Source organism: Acidovorax sp. HMWF029, assembly GCF_003060895.1.
Lineage (GTDB): Bacteria > Pseudomonadota > Gammaproteobacteria > Burkholderiales > Burkholderiaceae_C > Acidovorax.
Genome location: NZ_QAIH01000275.1, coordinates 1 through 15,575, shown reverse-complemented (window position 1 = coordinate 15,575; position 15,575 = coordinate 1). Strand labels below are relative to the sequence as shown.

At 59.9% G+C, this 15,575-nt stretch carries 22 protein-coding genes; all 22 read right to left on the bottom strand.

Going from position 1 to position 15,575, the window contains the following annotated elements; all coding sequences use genetic code 11:
• Window positions 1-61 precede the first annotated feature (61 nt).
• The gene (gene rpsD / locus DBR12_RS19275) at window positions 62-685 is read right to left on the bottom strand and encodes a 30S ribosomal protein S4 (RefSeq protein WP_026435318.1); all 624 of its coding nucleotides are present in this window, start codon (window positions 683-685) and stop codon (window positions 62-64) included.
• A gap of 92 nt (window positions 686-777) precedes the next feature.
• Window positions 778-1,182, bottom strand: a complete 405-nt coding sequence (gene rpsK, locus DBR12_RS19270; RefSeq protein ID WP_005793662.1) for a 30S ribosomal protein S11 — start codon at window positions 1,180-1,182, stop codon at window positions 778-780.
• Window positions 1,183-1,198: 16 nt separating this feature from the next.
• The gene (gene rpsM / locus DBR12_RS19265) at window positions 1,199-1,564 is read right to left on the bottom strand and encodes a 30S ribosomal protein S13 (protein WP_008906516.1); all 366 of its coding nucleotides are present in this window, start codon (window positions 1,562-1,564) and stop codon (window positions 1,199-1,201) included.
• A gap of 23 nt (window positions 1,565-1,587) precedes the next feature.
• Window positions 1,588-1,701: a 50S ribosomal protein L36 gene (gene rpmJ / locus DBR12_RS19260; protein ID WP_005793651.1), complete on the bottom strand. Its 114-nt coding sequence runs from the start codon at window positions 1,699-1,701 to the stop codon at window positions 1,588-1,590.
• A 146-nt stretch (window positions 1,702-1,847) separates the two neighbouring features.
• The gene (secY, locus tag DBR12_RS19255; RefSeq protein ID WP_108618712.1) at window positions 1,848-3,167 is read right to left on the bottom strand and encodes a preprotein translocase subunit SecY; all 1,320 of its coding nucleotides are present in this window, start codon (window positions 3,165-3,167) and stop codon (window positions 1,848-1,850) included.
• Between the two features lie 24 nt (window positions 3,168-3,191).
• The gene (gene rplO / locus DBR12_RS19250) at window positions 3,192-3,623 is read right to left on the bottom strand and encodes a 50S ribosomal protein L15 (RefSeq protein WP_056420309.1); all 432 of its coding nucleotides are present in this window, start codon (window positions 3,621-3,623) and stop codon (window positions 3,192-3,194) included.
• 10 nt (window positions 3,624-3,633) lie between these two features.
• Complete coding sequence (gene rpmD / locus DBR12_RS19245) at window positions 3,634-3,816, bottom strand: 50S ribosomal protein L30 (RefSeq protein WP_063462383.1); 183 nt, start codon at window positions 3,814-3,816, stop codon at window positions 3,634-3,636.
• 14 nt (window positions 3,817-3,830) lie between these two features.
• Complete coding sequence (rpsE, locus tag DBR12_RS19240; RefSeq protein ID WP_034711783.1) at window positions 3,831-4,349, bottom strand: 30S ribosomal protein S5; 519 nt, start codon at window positions 4,347-4,349, stop codon at window positions 3,831-3,833.
• Window positions 4,350-4,366: 17 nt separating this feature from the next.
• Window positions 4,367-4,732, bottom strand: a complete 366-nt coding sequence (gene rplR / locus DBR12_RS19235; protein ID WP_108618711.1) for a 50S ribosomal protein L18 — start codon at window positions 4,730-4,732, stop codon at window positions 4,367-4,369.
• Window positions 4,733-4,743: 11 nt separating this feature from the next.
• Window positions 4,744-5,277: a 50S ribosomal protein L6 gene (rplF, locus tag DBR12_RS19230; RefSeq protein WP_063462382.1), complete on the bottom strand. Its 534-nt coding sequence runs from the start codon at window positions 5,275-5,277 to the stop codon at window positions 4,744-4,746.
• A 25-nt stretch (window positions 5,278-5,302) separates the two neighbouring features.
• On the bottom strand, window positions 5,303-5,698 hold the full coding sequence (gene rpsH, locus DBR12_RS19225; protein ID WP_008906523.1) for a 30S ribosomal protein S8: 396 nt from the start codon (window positions 5,696-5,698) through the stop codon (window positions 5,303-5,305).
• Window positions 5,699-5,718: 20 nt separating this feature from the next.
• Window positions 5,719-6,024 (bottom strand): 30S ribosomal protein S14, encoded by a 306-nt coding sequence (rpsN, locus tag DBR12_RS19220; protein WP_007861712.1) that lies wholly within the window; start codon window positions 6,022-6,024, stop codon window positions 5,719-5,721.
• A gap of 8 nt (window positions 6,025-6,032) precedes the next feature.
• Complete coding sequence (gene rplE, locus DBR12_RS19215) at window positions 6,033-6,572, bottom strand: 50S ribosomal protein L5 (protein WP_063462381.1); 540 nt, start codon at window positions 6,570-6,572, stop codon at window positions 6,033-6,035.
• Between the two features lie 9 nt (window positions 6,573-6,581).
• A complete protein-coding gene (gene rplX / locus DBR12_RS19210; protein ID WP_108618710.1) occupies window positions 6,582-6,902 on the bottom strand; it encodes a 50S ribosomal protein L24 in 321 nt (106 codons plus the stop codon).
• Window positions 6,903-6,911: 9 nt separating this feature from the next.
• Complete coding sequence (gene rplN / locus DBR12_RS19205) at window positions 6,912-7,280, bottom strand: 50S ribosomal protein L14 (protein ID WP_007861702.1); 369 nt, start codon at window positions 7,278-7,280, stop codon at window positions 6,912-6,914.
• 195 nt (window positions 7,281-7,475) lie between these two features.
• Window positions 7,476-9,068 carry a glycerol-3-phosphate dehydrogenase/oxidase gene (locus tag DBR12_RS19200; RefSeq protein ID WP_108618709.1) on the bottom strand — a complete coding sequence of 531 codons (1,593 nt, stop codon included), beginning with the start codon at window positions 9,066-9,068 and terminating at the stop codon, window positions 7,476-7,478.
• Between the two features lie 182 nt (window positions 9,069-9,250).
• Complete coding sequence (locus DBR12_RS19195) at window positions 9,251-10,984, bottom strand: ABC transporter substrate-binding protein (RefSeq protein ID WP_108618708.1); 1,734 nt, start codon at window positions 10,982-10,984, stop codon at window positions 9,251-9,253.
• Window positions 10,985-11,120: 136 nt separating this feature from the next.
• The gene (locus tag DBR12_RS19190; RefSeq protein ID WP_108618707.1) at window positions 11,121-11,429 is read right to left on the bottom strand and encodes a DUF2160 domain-containing protein; all 309 of its coding nucleotides are present in this window, start codon (window positions 11,427-11,429) and stop codon (window positions 11,121-11,123) included.
• 12 nt (window positions 11,430-11,441) lie between these two features.
• Complete coding sequence (locus tag DBR12_RS19185; protein ID WP_108618706.1) at window positions 11,442-12,254, bottom strand: carbohydrate ABC transporter permease; 813 nt, start codon at window positions 12,252-12,254, stop codon at window positions 11,442-11,444.
• The gene (locus DBR12_RS19180) at window positions 12,247-13,143 is read right to left on the bottom strand and encodes a carbohydrate ABC transporter permease (protein WP_108618705.1); all 897 of its coding nucleotides are present in this window, start codon (window positions 13,141-13,143) and stop codon (window positions 12,247-12,249) included. Before DBR12_RS19180 ends, DBR12_RS19185 begins: the two co-directional genes overlap by 8 nt.
• Window positions 13,140-14,216: an ABC transporter ATP-binding protein gene (locus tag DBR12_RS19175; RefSeq protein WP_108618704.1), complete on the bottom strand. Its 1,077-nt coding sequence runs from the start codon at window positions 14,214-14,216 to the stop codon at window positions 13,140-13,142. The genes DBR12_RS19180 and DBR12_RS19175 overlap by 4 nt, the downstream gene beginning before the upstream one ends.
• Before the next feature lies 1 nt (window position 14,217).
• Window positions 14,218-15,306 carry an ABC transporter ATP-binding protein gene (locus DBR12_RS19170; RefSeq protein ID WP_108618703.1) on the bottom strand — a complete coding sequence of 363 codons (1,089 nt, stop codon included), beginning with the start codon at window positions 15,304-15,306 and terminating at the stop codon, window positions 14,218-14,220.
• Window positions 15,307-15,575: the final 269 nt, after the last annotated feature.

Below are 15,575 nucleotides of genomic sequence, written 5' to 3'. Positions count from 1 at the left end.
CGCCTAAACCGCGATGCCTCGCGGTTCAGGGACGGTTTTCTTGACTTACTGACTCGACCGATTAGCGCGAGTACAACTCAACGATCAGCGATTCGTTGATGTCGGCACCGAATTCATCACGGTCAGGCGTCTTCTTGAAGATGCCTTCTGCCTTGTCGGCGTTCACTTCCACCCATGCAGGCATGCCGACTTGGGCTGCGAGTTGCAGGGCTTCCACAACGCGGGCTTGCTTCTTGGACTTTTCACGCACGGCCACCACATCACCAGCCTTGACTAGGTAAGAAGCGATGTTCACGGACTTGCCGTTCACAGTGATCGCCTTGTGGGACACCAGTTGACGTGCTTCCGCGCGGGTCGAACCGAAACCCATGCGGTACACAACGTTGTCCAGACGCGATTCCAGCAGGAACAGCAGATTGGCACCGGTGTTGCCCTTCTTGCCATCAGCGGCTTCGAAGTAGCGGCGGAATTGCTTCTCCAGTACGCCGTACATGCGCTTGACCTTCTGCTTTTCGCGCAGTTGCAGGCCGTAGTCGGACGTGCGCGCACCGGAGGTGCGGCCGTGCTGGCCAGGCTTGGAGTCGAACTTGGACTTGTCGGCGATCGAGCGGCGAGCGCTCTTCAGGAACAGGTCCGTGCCTTCACGGCGGGAGAGTTTGGCCTTGGGGCCGAGGTAACGTGCCACTTGAGCTTCCTTTGTGTCATCTGCCGCAAACCATTGCGGGAGCCGCCTGAGGCGCTTGCGCGTTCACAGGCGGCGGTGGGCTTAGAGAGAAATTAGATACGACGACGCTTTTGAGGGCGGCAGCCGTTGTGGGGCACAGGCGTCACATCGGAGATCGACGTGATACGAATGCCCAGCGCGCCCAGAGCGCGCACCGAGGATTCACGGCCAGGACCAGGACCCTTGATTTCGACGTCAAGGTTCTTGATGCCTTGGTCGATGGCAGCGCGACCTGCGACTTCCGAAGCCACCTGGGCTGCGAAAGGAGTGGACTTGCGCGAGCCCTTGAAACCTTGGCCACCGGACGAAGCCCACGACAGAGCATTGCCCTGGCGATCGGTGATCGTGATGATGGTGTTGTTGAACGAGGCGTGCACGTGGGCAATGCCGTCCGAAACGTTTTTCCGGACCTTCTTGCGAACGCGCTGAGCTGCGTTATTGGCAGGAGACTTAGCCATGATGATCTTTCAATCTTTATTTCTTCAGTGCAGCAGCACCCTTGCGCGGACCCTTGCGAGTGCGTGCATTGGTACGAGTGCGCTGACCACGCATTGGCAGACCGCGGCGATGGCGGAAGCCACGATAGCAGCCGATGTCCATCAAACGCTTGATGTTCATCGTGGTTTCGCGGCGCAGGTCACCCTCAATGGTGAACTGCTCGATTTGCTCGCGAATTTTTTCCAGATCGCCGTCCGTCAGATCCTTGATCTTCTTGGAGTATGCGATACCAGTTGCTTCGCAGATCTTGCGAGCGCGGGTGCGACCAATGCCAAAAATGGCGGTCAAACCGATTTCCGCGTGCTTGTGCGGCGGAATGTTAATGCCAGCGATACGTGCCATATGCGTCCTCTAATACTTTCCAATCAACCTTGGCGCTGCTTGTGACGCAGATCCGTGCAGATCACACGCACCACACCCTTGCGGCGGATGATCTTGCAGTTGCGGCAGATTTTTTTGACCGAAGCCGAAACTCTCATTGCATTCTCCTAAAACTTTTCCATCCGTCCCGGCTACTTCGCACGGAACACAACTTGTGCCCGCGAAAAATCGTGGGGCGCCAACTTAATCGACATTCAGTCGTTTGCAAGCGGCACCGCCATGCGGCTACCGCTTTCCGTCATCCTCAACCGCCGGGATTGCCCTTGAAATTGGCTTTCTTGAGCAGCGATTCGTACTGTTGCGACATCATGTAGTTCTGGACCTGGGCCATGAAGTCCATGGTCACGACCACAATGATCAGCAGTGATGTCCCGCCGAAGTAAAACGGAACGTTGTACTTCAAGATCAGAAACTCTGGCAGCAGGCACACGAAGGTGATGTACACGGCACCGGCCAAAGTCAGGCGGACCAGGATTTTATCGATGTAGCGTGCGGTCTGCTCACCTGGGCGGATACCCGGAATGAACGCGCCACTCTTCTTCAGGTTTTCTGCAGTTTCACGGCTGTTGAAAACCAGCGCCGTGTAGAAGAAACAAAAGAAGATGATCGCTGCGGCATAGAACATCACATAGATGGGTTGACCAGGAGTCAGGGCACCCGAAATGTCCTTCAACCAACGCATCGACTCACCCGCACTGAACCAGTTCACCACCGTTGCAGGCAACAGGATGATCGACGAGGCAAAGATCGGAGGAATCACACCTGCCATGTTCAGCTTGAGAGGCAAGTGCGACGATTGACCACCGTACACCTTGTTCCCCACCTGACGACGGGCATAGTTCACCAGAATCTTGCGCTGACCACGTTCAACAAACACCACGAAGTAGGTCACCAGACCGACCACGAGGACGATGAAGATGGCAGCCAGGATGCTCATCGCACCTGTACGCACCAGTTCCAGTAGCCCACCGATTGAACTCGGCAAACCCGCAGCGATGCCAGCGAAGATGAGAATGGAAATACCATTCCCCAGACCCCGCTCGGTGATTTGCTCACCCAGCCACATCAGGAACATCGTACCGGCAGTCAAACTCACCACGGCCGTCAGACGGAAACCAAAGCCAGGGCTCAACACCAAACCGGCCGAGCTTTCCAGTGCAACAGCAATGCCCAGCGACTGAAACAGGGCCAAGCCCAGTGTTCCATAACGGGTGTACTGCGTGATCTTCCGACGACCGGCTTCACCTTCTTTTTTCAGCTGCTCGAACGCGGGCAACACATAGGTCATCAGCTGCATGATGATCGATGCCGAGATGTACGGCATGATCCCCAGAGCGAAAACCGTGAAGCGCGACAGGGCACCACCCGAGAACATGTTGAACAGGTTCAGGATGCCGCCTTGCTGGCCGCTGAAAAGCTGCTGGAGCTGGGCTGGATCGATACCGGGCACAGGGATATGAGCCCCGATGCGATAAACGACCAGCGCAAGCAACAGAAAAACCAGACGACGACGCAGGTCGCCGAACTTGCCGGTCTTTGCAATTTGAGCCGCGCTAGTAGCCACAGGTGCCTTCCTTCAGTGTCAGACTCAGGCGACGCTGCCGCCAGCAGCTTCGATGGCTGCCTTGGCACCGGCCGTAGCGCCCACACCGTTCAGCTTGACTGCCTTGGTGAGGGAACCGCTCTTGATCACCTTGACCACCTTGGCCAGCTCGCCGATCAGGCCAGCTTGCTTGAGCGCCAGGACATCCACTTCGGCCAGGCCGAGTTGGTCCAGCGCCGTCAGCGTCACTTCTGCATTGAACTTGAGCAGGTGCGACTTGAAGCCGCGCTTGGGCAAGCGACGTTGCAGAGGCATTTGACCGCCTTCGAAACCCACCTTGTGATAACCACCGGAGCGGGACTTCTGACCCTTGTGACCACGGCCAGCGGTCTTGCCCAGGCCGGAGCCGATACCACGGCCTACACGGCGCTTGGCATGCTTGGCACCGTCTGCGGGCTTGATGCTATTGAGTTCCATGATCTATCTCTCAGACGATTTTGACCAGGTAGCTGATCTTGTTAATCATGCCGCGCACTTCGGGCGTGTCCTGCAGTTCGCTCACGCTGTTGAGCTTGCGCAGACCCAGGCCACGGACGGTGGCGCGGTGCGATTCCTTGGTGCCAATCGGGCTGCGCACCAGTTGAATCTTGACGGTTTGTTGCGTAGTCATATTCAAACTCCGGTTCAGGCGAAGATGTCTTCGACCGTCTTGCCGCGCTTGGCTGCAACATTCGACGGAGTGGTCGAATTGACGAGCGCGTCGAACGTGGCGCGAACCATGTTGTACGGATTGGACGAGCCATGGCTCTTGGCCACGATATCGGTCACACCCAGCACTTCGAAGACTGCGCGCATAGGACCGCCGGCGATGATACCGGTACCCTTGGGGGCGGGCGCCATCATCACAACAGCGGCGCCATGGTGGCCCGTCACATTATGGTGAATGGTGCCGTTCTTCAGGGACACCTTGACCATGTTGCGGCGGGCTTCTTCCATCGCCTTCTGCACAGCAGCAGGCACTTCCTTGGACTTGCCCTTGCCCATGCCAACGCGGCCATCACCGTCGCCAACCACCGTCAGTGCGGCGAAACCGAGAATGCGGCCACCCTTCACGACTTTGGTCACGCGGTTGACCGCGATCATTTTTTCGCGCAGACCGTCGTCTTGACCTTCGCTCTGCACTTTGGGTTGAAATTTAGCCATTTTGTATTCCGCTCCGCTTAGAACTGCAGGCCGGCTTCACGAGCTGCGTCGGCCAGGGCCTTGACGCGACCGTGGTAGGCAAAGCCTGCGCGATCAAATGCAACCTTCTCGACGCCTGCTGCCTTCGCCTTTTCAGCGATGCGCTTGCCGATGATCTGGGCTGCAGCGGCATTGCCACCCTTGCCCGAACCGCCGAGCGACTTGCGCACATCGGCTTCGGCCGTGGAAGCGCTGGCCAGCACTTGGCTGCCGTCGCCGGAAATCACACTGGCGTAGATATGGAGGTTCGTACGGTTCACGGTGAGACGCGCCACACCTTGCTGTGCAATGCGGATGCGGGTCTGACGCGAACGACGAAGACGCTGCTCTTTCTTGGTCAACATGTTGCAGCTCCTTATTTCTTCTTGGTCTCTTTGATCGTGATCTTTTCGTCCGCATAACGGATGCCCTTGCCCTTGTAAGGCTCGGGAGGACGAACAGCACGGATCTCAGCAGCGATTTGACCGACGCGTTGGCGGTCAGCACCCTTGATCACCACTTCCGTGGGGGTGGGGGTAGCCACCGTGATGCCAGCGGGCATTTCGATGTTGACCGGATGCGAGTAACCGACAGCCAAGTTCAGCTTGGAACCCGAAGCGGCGGCCTTGTAGCCCACGCCCACCAGGCTCAGCTTCTTCTCGAAGCCCTTGCTGACACCGACCACCATGTTGTTGACCAACTGGCGAATCGTGCCGCTCATAGCATTGGCTTCGCGGGAGTCGTTGACGGGCTCGAAGCTGAGCTTGCCGTCATTGCTCGACACCTTCACCAGCACGTTTTGTGCAAGCGACAGGGCGCCGCCAGAACCCTTCACAGAGATCTGGTCATCTTTCACGGACACATCCACACCTGCGGGGATGGTCACGGGCATTTTTCCTACTCGGGACATTTCAGTTTCTCCTCAATGCCGCGGGTTAGGCCACGTAGCACAGCACTTCGCCACCAACACCGGTAGCGCGCGCCTTGCGGTCGGTCATCACGCCCTTGGGCGTCGTGACGATTGCCACACCCAGACCGTTCATGACTTGTGGAATGGAATCGCGGCCTTTGTAGACACGCAGACCAGGGCGACTGACGCGCTCGATGCGCTCAATCACGGGACGGCCTGCGTAGTACTTCAGGGCAATTTCGAGTTCCGACTTGCCAGCTTCGGTTTTCACCTGGAAGCCGTCGATATAACCTTCGTCTTTCAGCACTTGGGCGATGGCGATCTTCACTTTGGAAGAAGGCACCAGAACCGTGGCCTTAGCGACCATCTGTGCATTACGGATGCGGGTCAGCAAGTCAGCGATGGGATCACTCATGCTCATGTTTAATCTCTCCTGCCTGCTTACCAGCTGGCCTTGGTGACACCGGGGATGTCGCCTGCAAAAGCCAGTTCGCGGATCTTGGCGCGAGCCAGACCGAATTGACGGAAGGTGCCACGTGGACGACCGGTGATTTCGCAACGGTTGCGTTGACGCGTGGGGTTGGCATTGCGGGGGAGCTTCTGCAGGCCCAGGCGGGCTGCATCACGCTCTTCGTCGCTGCGCTTGGCATCGCCAGCGATTGCCTTCAGTTCCGCATACTTGGTTGCGTACTTGGCTGCCAGTTTTTCGCGCTTCAGTTCGCGCTGGATCAAAGCTACTTTAGCCATGCTTCGCCTCAGTTCTTGAACGGGAAACGGAAACCAGCGAGAAGCGCCTTGGCTTCTTCGTCGGACTTGGCCGTCGTGGTGATGCTGATATTGAGACCGCGCAAGGCGTCAACCTTGTCGTACTCAATTTCAGGGAAGATGATCTGTTCTTTGACGCCGATGTTGTAGTTGCCGCGACCGTCAAAGGCGCGACCAGAAATGCCACGGAAGTCACGGACGCGGGGCAGAGCCACGGTCACGAAACGATCCAGGAACTCATACATCTGCACGCCACGCAGCGTGACCATGCAACCGATGGCCTGGCCTTCGCGGATCTTGAAACCGGCGATAGCCTTCTTGGCTTTGGTCACCACGGGCTTCTGACCAGCAATCTTGGTCAGGTCGGCCACGGCGTTGTCCATCACTTTCTTGTCCGACACGGCTTCGCTCACACCCATGTTGAGGGTGATCTTGGTCAGACGTGGAACCTGCATGGGCGAGGTGTAACCGAACTGCTTGGTCAGCTCGGGCGCGACTTTGTCGCGGTAAATGTCTTGCAGTCGTGCCATGTTTACCCCTTAGGCCGCCTTGATTTCAGCGCCGCTGGACTTGAACACGCGAACGCGCGAACCGTCAGCCTGCACCTTGATGCCCACGCGATCAGCCTTGCCGGTAGCGGCATTGAAGATAGCCACGTTGGACTGGTGGATCGGCATTGCCTTTTCGATGATGCCGCCAGTCGTGCCCTTCATGGGGTTTGGCTTGGCGTGCTTCTTGACGAGGTTGATGCCGTCGATGACGAGGTGGGAGTCATCTTTGCGCAGCGACACAGTGCCGCGCTTACCTTTGTCACGGCCTGTCAGCACGATGACTTCGTCGCCCTTGCGAATCTTGTTCATGGCGCGTCCTTAGAGAACTTCAGGAGCCAGGGACACGATCTTCATGAACTTTTCGGTACGCAGTTCACGCGTCACGGGTCCAAAGATGCGGGTGCCGATGGGCTCCAACTTTGCATTCAGCAACACCGCAGCGTTGCCGTCGAATTTAACAAGCGAACCGTCGCCGCGACGAATGCCCTTCGCCGTGCGAACCACCACTGCGCTGTAAACCTCGCCTTTTTTGACGCGGCCACGTGGAGCGGCTTCTTTGATGCTCACCTTGATGATGTCGCCCACGCTTGCATAGCGACGCTTCGAGCCACCCAGCACCTTAATGCAAAGGACGGACTTGGCGCCGGTATTGTCGGCAACCTCTAACCGAGATTCTGTCTGGATCATTTCAATATTCCCAACTTGCACCAGAAGACAACAGCCCCAGAGAACTTCTCAAGGGCCGCAAATCAGCCAGTCAGTCTTGGGCCCGTCGTCCGCACCGCAAACCATTTGCAGCACTTCCCGCTGGGCAGAAACTTCGCGCTTTGAACGCGAAGCCCTCGATTATTGCAAAGGGCTTTTACGAAGTCAAGCGTTCTATCACAAAGGAACATGCAGATACTGCTGTGCCAAGGCAAGGAAGGCCTCCAGCTGGGGATTGCCCCCCAACTCCTCGCGCAGGATGCCTGCCACCACAGGCGCAAGTTGAATCGCCTGACGCGCATCCAGGAACAGCAGCCGAGAGCGGCGTGCCAGCACGTCTTCGACCGTGCAGGCGTACTCATACCGCGCGGCAAAACGCACCATCGCCTCGGTCAGGCCACCGCCAAGCACCGTCTGCGCCCCAGGAATCGCCAGGACGGCGGCCGCCTCGCTGCCATACGAATGCAGCCCCTGTGCGTCACTGATGCGGTGCTGCACAGGCGCCTGGGGAGTGCCCACCAGGGGCAGCTGGTTAGTCACACCGGCGGGTTTTGTAGAGAGCAGGCCCGCGGCGAAGCATTTTTGCAACACATCCTCAGCCATGGCGCGGTAGGTGGTCCATTTGCCCCCCGTCACGGTAATCAGCCCACTGCGGCTGGCCAGCACGGTGTGCTCGCGGCTGATCTTTTTGGTGTTGTCACCATCGTCGTCCTGCGGCTTCACCAGAGGGCGCAGCCCCACCCAGATGCTGCGGATGTCCTCGGCCTTTGGCGCACGGGTGAGGTAGCGCGCAGACTCCTCCAGGATGAAACGGACTTCTTCCCGGAACGGTTCTGGCTCCCGCACAATGTCCTGGCGCGGGCTGTCGGTGGTGCCCAGGATGAGCTTGCCCAGCCAAGGCACGGCAAACAGCACGCGGCCATCGGCCGTCTTGGGCACCATCAGGGCGTGGTCGGAGGGCAGAAACTCGCGGTCCACCACGATGTGCACACCCTGGCTGGGCGCCACGATGGGCTTGGCAGGGCGGCCAATAGCCTCGCCGTCCATCTGGCGCAGGGTGTCCACCCACACGCCCGTGGCGTTCACCACCGCGCGGGCGCGCACCGTGAACTGCCGCCCACTGTCCGCGTCCTCACACACAAAACCAGCCACCCTACCGGCTTCGTGGACCAGCGCCTGCACGGGGCAGTAGTTGACCATCAGGGCGCCCAGGCTGGCCGCCGTGCGCGCCAAAGCCAGGGCCAGTCGGGCATCGTCAAACTGCCCGTCCCAATACTTGACGCCGCCCTTAAGCCCCTCAGTGCGGGCGGTCGGCAGGCATTCGAGGGTGCGAGCGCGCCCAAGGAACTGGGTGGCACCCAGCCCCGCCTTGCCAGCCAAGGCGTCGTACATCATGAGCCCGATGCCATAGAAAGGCGTCTCCCAAAAGTGGTACGACGGCATCACAAATGGCAGGGGCTGCGCCAGATGGGGCGCGTTGTGCAGCAAGGTGGTGCGCTCGTGCAGCGCTTCGCGCACCAAGGCAATGTTGCCCTGCGCCAGATAGCGAACGCCGCCATGCACCAGCTTGGTAGCGCGGGACGATGTCCCTTTGGCAAAGTCGTGCGAATCCACCAGAACCACACTGAAACCACGCGCCGCCGCATCCAGCGCAACCCCCAGCCCCGTCGCCCCCCCACCAATCACGGCGAGGTCATAAAGGTGCGGCTGGGCCAGGCGGGCCAGCAGGTCGGCGCGTTGCGTGGGAAGGGGGGCTGAGGCAGTGGTCATGGGGTGATTGTCCATGGATGGAGTAAAAATTAAGGGTTTACCCTTTAATTCTTGACACTTCCGGGGAGGAAATCGCCCTCGACGCAGAGACCGTCGAGGGCGGTATGGAGAGAAAAAAGCAGCCAGAGACCTTGTGAGCCCTGGCTGCCTGTGGCGGTTGTCAAAACGCGAAGGTCACAGACTCAACGCGTTTTGCCATCCTTCCAGGCCTGCAGCAACTTGCCATAGGCAATGGTTTCGCCCTTGGGCTTTTCGTTGGCCAGCTTGGCCCATGGGGCCTGCTTGTCGCTCAGCCACTTGGCGTTGTCGCTCTTGGGATTGAGCTTGGGTGCGCAGTGGGCCATGCCAGCGCGCTCCAGGCGGGCCATCACCTGGTCCATCTCGTCGGCCAGTGTGTCCATGGCACCTTGAGGGGTCTTTTCACCCGTCACAGCCTGGGCCACGTTCTTCCACCACAGTTGGGCCAGCTTGGGGTAGTCGGGCACATTGGTGCCGGTGGGCGACCATGCCACGCGGGCTGGGCTGCGGTAGAACTCGACCAGACCACCCAGCTTGGGCGCCATGTCGGTCATGGCCTTGGACTGGATATCGGACTCGCGGATCGGCGTCAGGCCGACCAAGGTCTTCTTCAGTGAAGTCGTCTTGGCCGTCACGAACTGGGCATAGAGCCAGGCGGCTGCCGTCTTGTTGGCATCGTGGTCCTTGAAGAAGGTCCAGCTGCCCACGTCCTGGTAGCCGTTTTGCATGCCCTGCTTCCAGTACGGGCCGTTGGGGCCAGGGGCCATGCGCCACTTGGGCGTGCCGTCGGCATTCACGACGGGAAGGCCAGGCTTGGTCATGTCGGCCGTGAAGGCGGTGTACCAGAAGATCTGCTGAGCGATCTGGCCCTGGGCAGGCACGGGACCGGCTTCGCCGAAGGTCATGCCCGTGGCTTCCTTGGGCGCGTACTTCTTCATCCAGTCCACGTACTTGGTCAGCGCGTAGACGGCAGCAGGCGAGTTGGTCGCACCACCACGGGACACCGAGGCGCCCACGGGCGTGCACTTGTCGTCGGCCACGCGGATGCCCCACTCGTCGATTGGCAGGCCGTTGGGCGCGCCGATGTCGGCGGTACCAGCCATGGACAGCCAGGCATCGGTGAAGCGCCAGCCCAGGGATGGATCCTTCTTGCCGTAGTCCATGTGGCCATAGATCGGCTTGCCGTCGATGTTCTTCACGTCGTTGGTGAAGAACTCGGCGATGTCTTCGTAGGCGCTCCAGTTCAGCGGCACGCCCAGGTCGTAGCCGTACTTGGCCTTGAACTTGTCCTTGATGTCCTTGCGGTCGAACAAATCGGCACGGAACCAGTACAGGTTGGCGAACTGCTGGTCGGGCAGCTGGTACAGCTTGCCGTCGGGGCCGGTGGTGAACTTGGTACCGATGTAGTCCTTGAGGTCAATGCCGGGGTTGGTCCACTCTTTGCCTGCGCCGCCCATGTAGTCGGTCAGATTCATGATCTTGCCGTAGCGGTAGTGCGTACCGATCAGGTCCGAGTCCGAGATCCAGCCGTCATAGATGGACTTGCCCGACTGCATGGAGGTCTGCAGCTTCTCGACCACGTCGCCCTCCTGGATCAGGTCGTGCTTGACCTTGATGCCCGTGATTTCCTCAAAGGCCTTGGCGAGCGTCTTGGACTCGTACTCGTGCGTGGTGATGGTTTCGGACACCACCGAAATTTCCTTCACGCCCTTGGCCTGGAGCTTTTTGGCTGCGTCGATAAACCACTTCATCTCGGCCATCTGCTGATCTTTACTCAGCGTGGATGGCTGGAATTCGCTGTCGATCCACTTCTTGGCCTCGGCCTCACCGGCCCAGGCAGCCTGCCCCATCGCCAGGGCCGCGGCGGCGAAAGCGATCGCCTTGAACTGCATCTTCATTGCTGTCTCCTCTCAGATTGAGACCCCCATTGGTAGACCGGCACCAACCCGGGGGGGAACCAGGCCAGGCCTTCGACACTACAAAAACAATAGCTAAAAGTGCTTACCCATCAGGCGCAGACGGCCATTTTTTGCCTTAACCCTTGCGCATGATCAGCGCCAGCAGCGCCATCGACGCCACAAAGCTGATCCAGATGGACGGGTCGCCCTGCAGACTGAGCCACTGGGCCAGCTTGCCGCTGATACCGACAAAAATCAGGTTCACGTAGGCGGCCGATAGCAGGCCGATAAAGAGCCGGTCGCCGCGCGTGGTCTCCAGGGGCAGGAAGCCCTTGCGCATCGTTGTGGGCGACTTGAGTTCCCACACCGTCATGCCCACCAGCATCAGCACAATGCACGAGAAGAACACCGCCACGGGCAGCGTCCAGGCCATCCAGTCAAACATGTCGCTGCCTCCTCAAACCCGCCCCATCGCAAAGCCTTTTGCGATGTAGTGGCGAACAAACCAGATCACGATCGCACCCGGCACGATGGTCAAAACCCCAGCGGCGGCCAGCGTCGCCCAGTCCATGCCCGACGCACTCACGGTGCGTGTCATCGTGGCCACGATGGGCTTGGCATTCACGCTTGTCAGCGTGCGGGCCAGCAGCAGCTCCACCCAGCTGAACATGAAGCAAAAGAATGCGGCCACCCCCACCCCGGCCTTGATCAGCGGCAGGAAGATGGTGAGGAAAAAGCGCGGGAAGCTGTAGCCGTCGATATAGGCGGTCTCGTCGATCTCGCGCGGGATGCCGCTCATGAAGCCTTCGAGAATCCACACCGCCAACGGCACGCTGAACAGCAGGTGCGCCAGTGCTACGGCAATATGCGTGTCCATCAGGCCTACGGTGGTGTACAGCTGAAAGAACGGCAGCAGGAACACGGCAGGTGGCGTCATGCGGTTGGTCAGCAGCCAGAAGAACACATGCTTGTCGCCCAAGAAGCTGTATCGCGAAAACGCATACGCCGCAGGCAAAGCCACGGTGAGCGTGATCACCATGTTGATGCTGACGTAGATCAGGCTGTTGATGTAGCCCGAGTACCACGACGCATCGGTGAAGATGGTCTTGTAGTTGGCCCAGGTGAAGTTCTGCGGGAAGAACGAGAAGCTCGACAGGATCTCTTCATTCGTCTTGAAACTCATGTTGACCATCCAGTAGATGGGCAACAGCGCAAAAAGCAGGTACGCAATAAGGAACAGCGTGCGCTTCTGGAAACGTTTTTCATTCATGGCCGGCTCCTTCGTCGCTGACGGTGCCCACACGCTGCATCCAGTTGTAAAGGATGAAGCACAGCAGCAGGATGATGAAGAAATAGATCAGCGAGAAGGCGGCCGCAGGGCCCAGGTCGAACTGGCCGACCGCCTTGGTCGTGAGGTACTGCGACAGGAACGTGGTCGCATTGCCAGGCCCGCCGCCCGTGAGGACGAAAGGCTCGGTGTAGATCATGAAACTGTCCATGAAGCGCAGCAGCACCGCAATCATCAGCACACCGCGCATCTTGGGCAGCTGGATGTAGCGGAACACCGCAAGCTTGCTCGCGCCGTCGATGCGGGCGGCTTGGTAGTACGCGTCGGGGATGGAGCGCAACCCGGCAAACGCCAGCAGCGCGACCAGCGGCGTCCAGTGCCACACATCCATCAACAGCACCGTGAGCCAGGCCTGAGTGGCATTGCCGGTGTAGCTGTATTCGATGCCCGCCTCCTGCAGCATGCGGCCCATCAGGCCAATGTCGGCGCGGCCATAGATCTGCCAGATGGTGCCCACCACGTTCCAGGGGATCAGCAACGACAGCGCCACCACCACCAGCACCGCCGAAGACTTCCAGCCCTGCGCGGGCATGGACAGCGCCAGCAGAATGCCCAGAGGAATCTCCACCGCCAGCACCGCCAGCGAGAAAGTCAACTGACGCCAAAGCGCCGCGTGCAGCTCCTGATCGCGCATCACTGCGGCAAACCATTCGGTACCGACAAACACTCGCCGTTCGGGCGAAATGATGTCCTGCACCGAGTAGTTCACCACCGTCATCAACGGCAAGATGGCAGAGAAGGCCACACAGATGATGACCGGCAGGATCAGGAACCAGGCCTTCTGGTTCACCGGCTTGGTCGTCGTACTCATGCCAAAAGCTCCTCATTCTGGTAATAGCAGGTGTGCTCACCCAGCAGCTGCAGCCACACCGTATCGCCCGCAGAGGGCAGACGAGTCTCGGGGCTGAAACGGGCCTTGAGCGTGTGCTCGCCCACCTTCGCGGTCAACATCAAATAGGTGCCGATGTCCTGCACCTGTGCCACGCTGCAGGCGAGGGCGCCGGGCTGCTGTGCAGCGGCCAGCGCCAGGTATTCCGGGCGAATGCCCACCTGCAGCGGCCCTGCGGGCAGCGTGCGCCCCACGGGGAACGCCAGGCGGCTCCCCGCCACAGCCAGCTCAGTACCGTCGATCTGCGCGGGAAGGAAGTTCATGCCTGGCGAGCCGATGAAATGCCCCACAAACACGTGCTGGGGCCGTTCAAACAGCGCATCGGCCGAGCCCACCTGCACTGCGCGGCCTCGGGTCATCACCACCACCTGATCGGCGAAGGTCAATGCCTCCACCTGGTCGTGCGTCACGTAGATCAGGGTGAGCTTGAGCTCGTGGTGAATCTGCTTGAGCTTGCGCCGTAGCTGCCACTTGAGGTGCGGGTCAATCACCGTGAGCGGCTCGTCAAACAGCACCGCGGCCACGTCCGAGCGCACTAGGCCACGGCCCAGCGAGATCTTTTGCTTCTGGTCGGCAGACAGCCCCGCTGCGCGCATGTTGAGCTGGTGGCTCATCTCCAGCATCTCGGCAATGGCACCCACGCGCTGTTTGATCTGGGCTTCAGGCACCTTGCGGTTCTTCAGCGGGAAGGCCAGGTTCTCGGCCACCGTCATGGTGTCGTAGATCACCGGGAACTGGAACACCTGCGCAATGTTGCGCTCCTGCGGGCTCGCACGGGTCACATCGCGGCCATCAAACAGCACCTTGCCATGCGAGGGCACGAGCAGGCCCGACATGATGTTGAGCATGGTGGTCTTGCCACAGCCCGAGGGGCCCAGCAGCGCATAGGCGCCCCCATCTTCAAATTCCATCTTGAGCGGGAGCAGCGCATAGTCGCTGTCCTGCTGCGGGTTGGGCTTGTACGAATGCGCCAAGTCCAGACTGATACGCGCCATCTCAGCGACCTCCTTGTATGGCAAGGTGGCGGGCGGGCGCCCACACCAGGCGCTCATCGGCGCCAAACACATAGGCCTGCGCTGGGTCCAGGTGCAAGACGATGCCCGCGCCCAGCTCAAAGTAGTGCACGCCGGTGAGCTGCGCCACCAGCTCGCCCCAAGGCGTGTGGGCATGCACAAAGGTGTCTGATCCCGAGATTTCGGCCAGCTCGACCACACCGTTCACGCTCACATCGCCAGGCCGCGCATGCACGCGCAAGGCACTGGCACGCACGCCTACCGTCAAGGCGCCAGCGGCGCTGCCTGCGGGCATGGGAATGGCCAGATCGCAGCCGCCTTGGAGGCGAACGCCTTGCGCCTGGGGCGTGGCAGCGATCAGATTCATCGGCGGGTCGCTGAAGGCACGCGCCACGTTCAATGAATTGGGCGCGTGGAACACCTCTGCGGTGGGGCCGTATTGCAGCAGCCGCCCTTCATCGAGTACCGCCGTGTAGCCGCCCAGCAGCAGCGCTTCGCCCGGCTCGGTGGTGGCATAAACCACCGTAGACTGGCCTGCAGCAAACAGCTGGGTCAACTCTTCGCGCAACTCCTCGCGCAGCTTGTAGTCCAGGTTCACCAGAGGTTCGTCCAGCAGCATCAGCGGCGCACCCTTGGCCAACGCACGCGCCAGCGCTACGCGCTGCTGCTGCCCGCCGGAGAGCTCGGCAGGGTAGCGGTCGAGGAACATGTCGATGTGCAAACGGCTGGCCAACTCGCGCACCCGGGCGTCGATGTTCTTGTCGCCGCGCAGCTTCAAGGGCGAGGCAATGTTGTCAAACACCTTCATCGAGGGATAGTTGATGAACTGCTGGTACACCATGGCCACGTTGCGATCGCGCACGGGCATGCCCGTCACGTCCACGCCATCCACCTTCACCTTGCCTGCGGTGGGCGTATCGAGCCCGGCCATGATGCGCATCAGGCTCGTCTTGCCCGCCTGTGTGGCACCCAGCAGCACCGTCACGGCATTGCTTTGCAATGCCAGGCTCATGTCATAAAGCCAGGTCTGCGCCCCCACCCTTTTGCTGATGCTGTCCAGTGCCAGCTGCATGAAGCATCCTCTTCCGGCCCTACGGCCTGTGTGAAAAGACGGCCTGCATGGATGCCAGCCGCCCGTGATTTTCGATATTTTTCATTTTTGTTCTTTTTGATTCGAATCGAATCAAGGTTTACCCTTAAACATTTCGTTTTTGTTCGATTTAAAGTCCAGCAAAGCGTACGGCGTTCGCTTTCTGTTATTTCAGTTTCGTTACGATTCGATGACAAAACGGCCTGCCCCGCCCCAGCAGGCACCCCGAACGCAAACCCCATCTACTAGCC